The sequence below is a fragment of the Pseudomonas sp. 2835 genome (assembly GCF_050435905.1).
Classification (GTDB): domain Bacteria; phylum Pseudomonadota; class Gammaproteobacteria; order Pseudomonadales; family Pseudomonadaceae; genus Aquipseudomonas.
Genome location: NZ_JBNDLE010000024.1, coordinates 68187 through 78568, shown reverse-complemented (window position 1 = coordinate 78568; position 10382 = coordinate 68187). Strand labels below are relative to the sequence as shown.

Here is a 10382-nt window from a genome sequence, read left to right as displayed (position 1 = left end):
TGGTAGTTTTTTGTGTTGGGGGGGGGCTTCGTTCGGGTGGTGGGCGTGCCGGGGGGCCCCCCGCCGCTCTCACATGCTTTGGGTTTGGGTGGGGGGGGGGGGGGGGGGGGGGCCCCCCCCCCCCGACTTGCCCCGCGATGAGGCCCTAAAGCTTTGCCAATGACATCCCGAACATCCACCACAACGCCGCCAACCGCCGCTCGAACGCATCCGCCCCCGCATAGATCAACTCGACATTCAAACTGTCGACGATCCCCAGGTAGGCATCGCCATACAGGCGCTGCTGCCCCTCCTCCAGCCCCGGCGCGAACGTGCGCAACGCCTGGGCAAACAACTCGCCCAGCCGCGCCAGGTACGCCTCGAAGCCGGCGCAGATCACCGGCCGCAGTTCACTCGGCGGGAAGAACGCGGTGCGCAGCATGAAGCGCAAATGCGCCGAGGCCCGGTAACGCTCATTCAAGCGCTCGGCAAAACGCTGCCCCGGCAGCTCGCCGGCCGGCACCTGCTCGGCAAAGCAGGCCTCCAGGTATTCATGCTCGGCGTGCAGGGCCCGGGCATAGACCACCTGGAAGAGGTCGTCCTTGCCGGCAAAATGCGCATACAACGACGGCTTGCGCATGCCCGCCGCGGCGGCGATATCGTTGAGCGACGAGGCGTCATAACCCAGTTCGGCAAACTGCTCGACGGCAATCGCGCAGATCTTTTCCGCCGACGGCGTCAGGCTTCTCATAGCGGTGTCTCCCACAACAAATACGGATCAATGCCCAGCCAGGCCCTGCACATGCGCCTCGGCATGGCGGGTGCTGATGTGCACCAGCAGGGCGACGCACAGCGCCGAGAGGCCGAGTAACAGCGCCCAGTGCGCCGCGCCCAAAGGCGCCATGATGCCCGACAATGGCGTGGCGAACGACGAAATGATCAACTGGAAGGCACCGAGCAACGCAGCCGTCGAGCCCAGCGCCGTGCTCTGCGAAGACATCACCAGCGACATCAGCGTGGCCTCGGCAATGCCCAGGCCGAACATGGCAACCGCCATGCCGGCAACGATACCCACCAGCCCTGCCGCACTCAGCGCACCGGCCAGCACCAGCACGGCGCCGGCCAGCATGCACGCCGCGCCCCAGCGCGCCAGGCGCACCAGGCCCTTGCGCGCCACCAGGCGGCCCGCAGTGATGGCGCCGAGCAGAATGGCCACGCCGGTGGCGCCGAACAAGGTGCCGAACGCCTCGACCGACAGCCCGAAGTGATGCTGGTAAACGAAAGCGGCCCCGCCGATGTAGGCAAACAGGAAGAAGAACACCGCCGACAAGGCCAGGGCCGGGCGCAGGAACTGGCGGTCGCGGGCGATCCGCACGTAGGTGCGCAAGAACTCCCGAGGCTGCCAGGCCAGGCGTTTGTCCTCGGGCAAGGTTTCCTTGAGCATCACTGCCGAGTTAATCAGCACCAGCACGCCCAATGCCGCCAGCACCAGCATGATCGCCCGCCAGCCAAAGTGCGCACCGACAAAACCGCCCAATGCCGGGGCAATCACCGGCGCCAGGCCTTCGATGGTCATCAGCAAGGCGAAGATCTGCGCCGCCCGCGCGCCCTCGGCAACGTCACGGACCATGCTCATGATCACCACCAGGGTCAGGGCGCTGCCCAGGCCCTGGATGAAACGCGCCAGCAGCAAGCTGTTGAGGTCGGGCGCAGCGGCGGCGGCCAGCGAACTCAGGACGAACACCAGCAAACCGGCGAGCAACGGCCGGCGCCGGCCAAGGGTGTCGACCAGCGGGCCGAACAACAACTGCCCGGCGCCCATGGCCAGGAGGAACACGGTCAGGGTCAGTTGCACCCCGGCATAGGAGGTGGCGAACTCGCTGGCAATGCTCGGCATGCTGGCCAGGTACATGTCGACCGCCGAGGGCCCGAGGGCACCGATCAGGGCCAGGGAAATGGCGAAGCCGACCCGGGCGGTCGGCGTGGAGGCTGCACTGTGCATAGGCTTGATTCCAGATAAAAACGGGACCTGGCTGGCGCTTGGCGCTCTACCTACCTATCGGTAGGTAGCCAGGTCGGACGAGCCTATACAGACCGCCTCCTGCGGTCAAGTCAGCACTGTAGAAACGCTGATCAGGCCAGGCTACTGGCGCGGTAGTCCTTGGGCGACTGCTCGAACTGCTTCTTGAACGAGCGGCTGAAGTGCGCCGAGTCGGTGAAGCCCCATTTGTAGGCAATGGTGGTGATCGACTCGCGCTTGAGCACCGGGTTGGCCAGGTCAGCGGCGCTGCGCTTGAGGCGCGCGCGCTGGATGTAGCGGCAGACGCTGTCGCCCTGCTCTTCGAACAGGCGGTAGAGGTGGCGCACGGAAATGTTCAGGCGGTTGGCGAGGTTGACCGGGGTCAGGTTGGCCTGGCCGAGGGAGTCATCGATGACTTTTTGCACATAACTGCGCAGGTTGGCGCCCTGCAATGAGGCTGGCAACGCAGTGAGGTCGTCGCTGCCTTCAAGGGCCGAACCGAGCAGCGACAGGAAGGCACTGTGCAACGCCTGGCCCTCGCCCTGCTCGTCTTCGCCGGCGCTTTGCTCTTTGCACAGCTGGTCCATCAGCAGGTGCAGCATGCGCCCGCAGGCGCGGGTCTGGGAGATCTTGCCGAAGGTGCGGCTGTCGCTGCCCAACTGCTTGCACACCTCGGCCCGCGACAGCGACAGCGAAGCGTGCTCGATCAAGCCGAAGGGCATGATTTCGCAGGCACCGGCTGCGTCCATCAGGAGCATTTCGCCGGGCGCCAGCTGGATGCTGACGCCGTTCTGGGTGATCTGCGAGAAGCCGGTGCGCTGGCTGACCAGAAAGCAATGCTGGTCGTTGTCGCGGTCGCTGTTCAGGCCCTTGCGGCGGATCAGCCCGGCGTTGGTGCGCAGGTTGGCCAGGGCCAGGCCGCCGCGCGACCAGGTGGAAATCTCGCCGATGAACAGCGAGGGGTTGAACGCCAGTTCCGTCTCGTACACCCCGCAGATGTTCTGCATCGTTGCGTTCCAGCGTTCCAGCGCAGGGCTGCTGGCGTGATGGATACTCATGGGTACCTCCACAATGGCATCTTGTTTTTGTTGGGCAATAGTTAACATGTTATCTATGTGCGCGCAACTTGCGTGAAGCAGCCAGAGTGGAAGCAGGTTTGATGCCAGATGGCCGGGTCAGAGCCCGGCCAATAGCGCCGGCAAGCCTTGCAGCGCGGCCAGCAGGTGCTGGCGTTGCTCGGGGCTCAGGCGAATGTAGCGACGAAAGGCCGGCAGGCGGTTGACCACCTCGCTGGCGCCGATGTGTTCGAGGGTCAGGGTCCATTGGCCGTCGCTTCTGTGCAGGCGCAGGCGCTTGAAGTCCAGCGGCATCAGTGCCTGCAGCAACGCACTATCGGCCAGCAGGCGCCGTTGCAGTTCGGCCTGCAACGCCGGCTCGCCCTGACGCAGCTGAACCCGCAGGCCGCTGCGGCGCAATGACCCGCTGTGGTGCAGTTCAAGGCGGGCGCTGCCCTGCCCTGTGGCAGGCAGGCTCAGGCTGAATTCGCTCAGCACCAGGTGCATGAGCAACTGCGCTTCGCAACGCTCGCGCACCTGCACCGCCTGCCCGCCCCAGTTGAAGCGACCAAGGCCGGGGCCGAGCACCTCGAAGCTGTCCAGGGCCAGGTTGCGTTGCAGCTTTTCAAGGGTCAGCCCCGGCCGATAACCGGCCGGCGCCCGATCAGACAGCCTTTGCCACAGTTGGCGCAGGGCAATAGCCATGTGCAGTCCCCGGTTGATGAGCGAATTCGCGCGCCAGTACCTCTTCCACCGAGGCCGGCTTGAACGGGTTGACCTTCTGCACCAGCAGCGTCCAGAACAGCGCATACACCGCGGTGCCGGCCAGCATCAGGCCAAAGGGCACGTAGATGTCGGCCGGGTCCATGCCCGGCGGGGTGATGAACCACATGCCCAGGACGATACCGACGCTCGAGAGGATTTGCGGCAGCGGGAACCACGGCGAGCGATAGGCCCGTGGCAGGTCCGGGCGACGGATGCGCAGGATCACCACCGACAGGGTCACCAGCAAGTACGCGGTGCTCCAGGCGCACACCGCCGCCAGCACCAGGTGCATGATGCGGTCGGTGTTGCCGCCCAGCCACAGGGCGTGCAGGCATGGAATCAAGGCGGCGACGAGGATGCACAGCAGCGGCGTTTTAAAGCGCGGGTGCAGGTAGGTGAACACCTTGGGCAAGGCGCCGTCGACGGCCATGCCGTAGAGGATTCGCGGCACCCCGGCCATCAGCGTGTTGATGGTCGCAGCCCCGGCGAACAGAAAGCCGATGCCCAGCCACAGCGGGCCGATATCGCCCATCACCTGTTCGGCAAAGCGCGGGATGGCCATGGGCGTATCGAGCAGGTGCACGCCGCTGGCGGCATCGAGCAATACGTTGTCGACCTGGCGCTTCATCGCCGCACCGTAGATGAACATGCACGTCGCCACCCCGAGCAGGCCCAGGGCCATGGCCCGCGGCATGCTCTTGGCCGATTGGCGCAAATCCGGCGCCAGTGGCGTAACGAACTCGCAGCCGACGAACATGAACATGGCCATGCCTACCAGCGAGAGAATGGTCACCAGGTCCGTGCCCACCAGCGACACGCCGAACCAGCCCTCCAGCTCCACCGCCGGCGCGGCAATCAGGCCGAGCACGCCGAAGACCATCAGCGTGGTCCACATGCCGAAGGTGAGGATGATCTCGGCCTTGCCGAAGGCGCTGACGCCAAAGGCATTGAGGATGGCGAAGATGATCACGAAGCCGACGCCCAACAGCCACGAGCCACCGGCCGATTCGGCCAGGGTGTTGAGGTGCTCGAAGTTCACCAAGGCCATGACCCCGGCCAGCATGGTTTCGGCGGTGCCGGCAAAGACGTGGACGATCAGGTAGGCCGACAGCGTGCCGGTGATGGCAAAAAAACGCCCCATGCCGCAGTTGATGTAGTCATAGACCGCGCCGGTGGTCGGCAGGATCGACGCTGCCTCGGCAAAGGTGGTCGCCTGCGCCAGCATCATCACCACGGCGATCATCATGGCCACGGCGAAGGCACTGCCGCCGATACCGAAGCCCATGGTAGCGGTGAGGATCACCGGGCTTGCCATGATCAGGCCGATGGTACTGGCAAGGGCGGTGGGAAAGCCGACCGTGCCGCGATTCAGGTGCGCGCTGAGCGTGTCGTTGAGCGACATGGCAAAAGACCTCGAGCAGAAGGATGACAGTGGTCCTACTCTGCGCGCGCTGGCAATGGCCGTCTTGCCCGTGGCTGCCGTGAAGGTTGTAGCTGGCTGCCAGGCTCAGCCCTGGGCCGGCAGGCGCACGCAGTCGTGCGGGCCGAGCAGGCGGCCGTCGGCGGCGTGCAACTGCAGGGCCTTGACCGGCTTGCCGTGTTCACGGTCAACCAGTTGCGAATGGGCTTCGCCCTCGGCGAAATAGAACGCCTCGCCCCATTGGCGCAAGCCGACGATCAACGGGAACAGGCCCAGGCCTTTTTCGGTGAGCACGTACTCCTGGTAAGCGCTGCCCTCGGACACCGGCACCAGCTCGAAGATCTGGTGCTCGACCAGTTGGCGCAGGCGGGTGCTGAGGATGTTCTTGGCCATGCCGAGGTTGCGCTGGAACTCACTGAAGCGCTTCAGGCCATCGAAGGCATCACGCACGATCAGCAGCGACCACCAGTCACCAATGGCATCGAGAGAACGCGCCACCGGACATTCGGCGTCTTGCAGGCGGGTACGTTGGACCATGGGAAATCTCGCCAATGAAAGTGGTTGCAATATAAAACCAGTTTCTCTAGCGTACAACTGGTTTCATTATGCAACCAGAAGGATCGACCCCATGCAGCCCCAACACCGAATGTCATCCGCCGTCATCTTGCTGTTCTCCGTGGCCTGCGCCCTGGCGGTGGGCAATGTCTACTACGCGCAACCCTTGCTCGAAGCCATGGCCCGGGAATTTGCCATCGACCCCGGCTTGGTCGGCCTGGTAGTTACCCTGACCCAGGTCGGCTATGGCCTGGGCCTGTTGTTGCTGGTACCCCTGGGCGATCGCCTCAACCGCCGGCGGCTGATCGTCGGCCAGTCGTTGCTCTCGGCCCTGGCCCTGGTGCTGATCGCCTGGGCGCCGAGCACGCCCTGGCTGCTGCTGGGCATGGGCCTGACCGGCCTGCTGGCGGTGGTCACCCAGGTGCTGGTGGCCTATGCCGCGACGCTGTCGGCCGCCAGCGAGCGCGGTCATGTGGTGGGGGTGATTACCAGCGGCATCGTCATCGGCATCCTGCTGGCCCGCACGCTGTCCGGGGCCATGGCTGACCTGGCCGGCTGGCGCTCGATCTACTGGCTGTCGGCAGCTGTGACCTTGCTGATTGCCGCCTTGCTCTGGCGCGTGCTGCCCCGGCAAGAACCGGCGCAGGCGGCGGGCAGTTACCGCGAGCTGCTGCGCTCGCTGGCGTTGCTGCTGCGCGATGAACCGCTGCTGCGCCGGCGCTCGCTTCTGGCGCTGCTCAGCTTCGCCTCGGCGATGGTGCTGTGGACGCCGCTGGTGTTGCCCCTGAGCGCCCCGCCGCTGTCGTTGTCGACCAGCGAAGTGGGCCTGTTCGGCCTGGCGGGCGCAGCAGGTGCGCTGGCGGCGGCGCGGGCCGGGGCACTGGTGGATCGCGGCCTGGGCCAGTGGGTCAGTGGCGGCTCGCTACTGCTGATGCTGGCGTCTTGGGCGGCCATCGCCCTGACTGAATATTCGTTGTGGGCGTTGTTGCTCGGCGTGGTGGTCTTCGACCTGGGCCTGCAGGCCGTGCACGTCGCCAGCCAGAGCCTGATCTACCGCTTGCCCGAGGCCACCCACAGCCGCCTGACCGCCGCCTACATGCTGTTCTACTCGGTGGGCAGCGCCTTTGGCGCGCTGACCTCGACCCTGGCCTATGCCTGGGGCGGCTGGCTGCTGGTGTGTGCCTACGGCGCGCTGCTCAATGCCGTGGCCCTGGGTTACTGGTGGCTGAGCGAAGGCGCGCGGGCTCAGAACTGCACGTCGAGTATCACGTTGTCCAGGTAGATACCGGCGGGCGGTGTACTCTGGTCGGTATAGACCTTGGCGTTGTAGTTGAAGATCTGGCTGCCGGTGCCGGTGCCCACGCCGGGGTTGATATCGGCGTCGCTGCTGGCCCGCCGGGCCGTGGTGACGCTGCCCCAGCGCACGCTGCCGGCGCTCTTGAAGATGTCATAGGCCAGGTAGTTGTTGGCCGCCGACTTCATCCGCCGGCGCCCGGCGGACACGTTCTGGCCATCGTTCAGGCCCACGGTGTAGTTGCTGCCTTTGGTACAAGAGACATTGACGTTACTGTTGACCGTGCTGAAGCCGCCGACCACCGGCGCGCTGCCGAAGCTGATGTTGGGGCTGGTGATCTGGCAGTCATTGGTGACTGTCAGGCTCACGGTCAGGCTGGTGGTGCCGGTGAGGTTCTGCCGGCCCAGGCAGATGCTGCCCAGGCCGATGCCCCAGCAGTAACTGATGTTCCAGTACACCGTCAGGACTTCCTGGTAAAGGCCGGCGGCGACGTTGCTGCCGCTCAGGCTCTTGACGTAGAGCGGCACCGACTTGGGCGTGGTGCCGTTGAGCAGGCCGAGGGCATCGAGAATGCCGTTGCGGGCAAAGTCGTAAGGCAAGCTGCGGGCAATCGGGTAGTTGCTGGTGTTGTTGGCGTAAAGGGTGTAGCCGATCACATCACCCGTGGGCCCGAGCATGCCGGTACTGCCGGCCGGCGGGGTGAAGGTGGCATAGAAGTGATCGTCGCTGGCCAGCAGGCTGACCAGCGAGCCGGTACATTGCAGCCCGCCATTGAGGGTCGAGGCCGACTGCACCGTGGTGCGCACCAGGGTCGAGCTGACGCTGCCAAAGCTTGCCGGCGCGGTGTCGATAACCGAGCACAGGGCCTGCACCTGGGGGCTGGCGAGCACGGCCAGCAGCGTTAGCAGGCGCTTCATTGGCACACCAGCGGGCCGATCAGCGGCACCTGGTCCTGCTCGGGCGCCAGCTTGAACTGCACCCGGCAACTGCCGCCATTGGCAATCTGCACCTGCAGGCTGTTGTCCGCAGCCAGCCCTTCCAGGTACACCAGCCCGTCCCAGCCGACCACCGCCAGCGCCCCGCTCTGCTCGTGGCGCACCTGGCTGCCCAGGGGCAGCTCCTTGTTGTGGCCATCGACCAGGACGATGCTCGCCGCCACCACCCGTTGCAGCGGGAATTCCAGCAGGTAGCCGCTGCCGCGGCGCACCGCCACCCGCTGCTCGACTTGCGGGCTCTGGACGTTGGCCGGCAGCTCCATGGGGTCGATCTCGTACTTGGCGCGGTAGTAGGCGCTGCTCCAGGGCACCAGCAGGTGGCCGTTCTTGTCGGTGCGACCGACCAGCTGGTTTTCGTAGCGCACCGGCACCTCGGCAAAACCCTCGGTGCTGACCACCACGAAGGCATCGTCGATACGGTTGGCGGCGAACACCCCGGCGTCCATCCACACCAGCGAGCCGCTGGCATCGGCCCAGCGGGTCATGCTGTCGCTGCTGCCATAGGCGCCGGCCTGCAGCTGCACCGACTGCAGGCGCCAGGTAACGTCGGCCTGGCGATAGGCCTCGCGGTCGCCATCGGCGTAGCCGAGGTTGAAGCCCAAGCCGCCTTCGCTGGGCACCGCGCGGCTGTAGTTGACCCGTTGCTGGTTCTGGCCCTCCTTGTTGCGCTCAACGCTGAAGCTCAAGGTGCCGCGCAGGTCGAACGGAATCACCAGTTGCGCCTGCACCGCCCACTGGCTGTCGCCGATTTCGCGGTTGGCCGACAGGTACAGGCTGCTGTTGCGCCACAACGGCTTGCTCCAGCTGAGGTTGAGCAAGCGGGTGCGCGAGTTGTCACCGGCGCGCACATCGAAATAACCGGCACCGAGGCTGCCGTAGCGCTCGAGGTTGACGCTCAGGGTCACCTGCTCGCTGCGCTGGCTCAGGCGCGTGTAGGGGCTGTCGACCAGCGACAGGTCGGCGTAGTCGCCGCGCCGTTGCAGGCGCTGGTAGTTGAAGCCCAGGCGCTGGCTGTTGTACTGGTAACCGAAGCTCAGTTGCTGGCCGCTGCGGCTGTCGAAGCTGCTCTGGCTCAGCGCCGCATTGACCACGCCCCAGTTGCCCACCTGCCAGTTGCCGCCCAGCCCGCCAAGGGCCAGGGACTCGGCCGCCTCGGCGTGGCTTTCGAGGGTGAAGCTGTCGCTCAGGCCGTAGCGCAAACTGGCGGCGGCCACCCCCGGGCCATAGGCAAAGTCGCGAAGCGCGTAGTCCCGGCGCAGGCTGCCGGCGGCCAGCGAGAAATCCGCCAGGCCTTTTTGCAACAGGCTGCTGGTGACATAGAACGGCAAGGTGGTCGACACCTGCCGGCCGAGGGCATCGGTGGTCACCACCACCGCTTCGCCGGCGCCGTTGATGAACGGCACGTTGGTCAGGGTGTAGGGGCCTGGCTGCAAATCGGCGCTGGAGCTCTTGTAGCCGTTGATGAACAGGTCTACCGAGGACGGCACCGCCGCCTCCCCGGCGAAGGCCGGCAATGGATAGGTGACCAGGTCCGGGCGCACGGCAAAGTCGCGCGACAGTTGCAGGCCGCCCAGGCGCACCGAACTGGTCCAGGGCAAGGCGCCACTGAGCACGTCGCCGACTTCCAGGGTCAGCAGGCGTGCTTCATCGGTGTAGCGCCAGGTGGTGTCGTAGCGGCGAAAGCCTTCCTGGCTGTCGGCGTAGTCGTTGCCCCCCAGGGACTGACGCCACTGGCCGGTGGTCGACAGCGTGCCCCAGCTGTCGAACAGGCGCAGCTCGTTCCACGCCGCGAGATAGCGGCCACCGTCGTCGGTATCGTTGAAGTACAGGTCGTAGTTGAGCAAGGCGCCGAAACTGCTGCGCGCTTCACTGGCCGGGTACAACTGGCGGCTGCCGATGCGCTGGGTCGGCAACCAGGCCGGTGGCACCTGCAGGACCAGGCGCTGGCCCTGGCTGTCGTAGTCGGTGTGCAGGCCGGGGATGCTGTCCAGCGCCACTTCGTCGCCGTACTCGCCGGGCAGCTCGATGCCGGCCGCCTGCAGGTCGGCGGTGGCCATGTACAGGCGCCCGGCGCGCTGCTGCACCGCCACCAGCTCAGGGCTGCTCATCTGGTTGACCAGCAGTTCCAGGAACAACGGCGCATCGGCCACCGCCTCGAGGCTGGCCGGGGGCGGCGGTAGCTCGCCGGCCAGCAGCGATCCACAGCCCAGCACGGTCAGGCCACAGGCCCGCAGCGCCGAAGAGATGCTCACACACAATATCCGACCATTACCGGGTCCTCCCTGGCCCCTGTAGTGCT

The 10382-nt window shown here is 66.0% G+C and carries 9 protein-coding genes; 1 reads left to right on the top strand and 8 read right to left on the bottom strand.

Annotated features, from left to right (window positions below):
- Nucleotides 1-145: 145 nt before the first annotated feature.
- The 6 genes from ABIE20_RS24505 to ABIE20_RS24480 all read right to left on the bottom strand — a co-directional run bounded on the left by ABIE20_RS24505 (nt 146) and on the right by ABIE20_RS24480 (nt 5776).
- A complete protein-coding gene (locus tag ABIE20_RS24505) occupies nt 146-730 on the bottom strand; it encodes a TetR/AcrR family transcriptional regulator (RefSeq protein ID WP_429507932.1) in 585 nt (194 codons plus the stop codon).
- A gap of 27 nt (nt 731-757) precedes the next feature.
- Nucleotides 758-1981, bottom strand: coding sequence for a multidrug effflux MFS transporter (locus tag ABIE20_RS24500; protein WP_429507931.1), 1224 nt, complete (start codon nt 1979-1981; stop codon nt 758-760).
- 131 nt (nt 1982-2112) lie between these two features.
- On the bottom strand, nt 2113-3057 hold the full coding sequence (feaR, locus tag ABIE20_RS24495) for a transcriptional regulator FeaR (RefSeq protein ID WP_429507929.1): 945 nt from the start codon (nt 3055-3057) through the stop codon (nt 2113-2115).
- A 117-nt stretch (nt 3058-3174) separates the two neighbouring features.
- Nucleotides 3175-3759 (bottom strand): DUF3156 family protein, encoded by a 585-nt coding sequence (locus tag ABIE20_RS24490; RefSeq protein ID WP_429507927.1) that lies wholly within the window; start codon nt 3757-3759, stop codon nt 3175-3177.
- Nucleotides 3719-5221 (bottom strand): APC family permease, encoded by a 1503-nt coding sequence (locus ABIE20_RS24485; RefSeq protein ID WP_429507925.1) that lies wholly within the window; start codon nt 5219-5221, stop codon nt 3719-3721. Before ABIE20_RS24485 ends, ABIE20_RS24490 begins: the two co-directional genes overlap by 41 nt.
- 105 nt (nt 5222-5326) lie before the next feature.
- Complete coding sequence (locus ABIE20_RS24480) at nt 5327-5776, bottom strand: winged helix-turn-helix transcriptional regulator (protein WP_429507923.1); 450 nt, start codon at nt 5774-5776, stop codon at nt 5327-5329.
- A 91-nt stretch (nt 5777-5867) separates the two neighbouring features.
- Here ABIE20_RS24480 and ABIE20_RS24475 point away from each other — a divergent pair, with 91 nt between their 5' ends.
- Nucleotides 5868-7076: an MFS transporter gene (locus ABIE20_RS24475; protein WP_429507921.1), complete on the top strand. Its 1209-nt coding sequence runs from the start codon at nt 5868-5870 to the stop codon at nt 7074-7076.
- Here ABIE20_RS24475 and ABIE20_RS24470 read toward each other — a convergent pair.
- Nucleotides 7040-8005 (bottom strand): Csu type fimbrial protein, encoded by a 966-nt coding sequence (locus ABIE20_RS24470; RefSeq protein WP_429507919.1) that lies wholly within the window; start codon nt 8003-8005, stop codon nt 7040-7042. The genes ABIE20_RS24475 and ABIE20_RS24470 overlap by 37 nt on opposite strands.
- A complete protein-coding gene (locus ABIE20_RS24465) occupies nt 8002-10329 on the bottom strand; it encodes a fimbria/pilus outer membrane usher protein (RefSeq protein ID WP_429507940.1) in 2328 nt (775 codons plus the stop codon). Before ABIE20_RS24465 ends, ABIE20_RS24470 begins: the two co-directional genes overlap by 4 nt.
- Nucleotides 10330-10382: the final 53 nt, after the last annotated feature.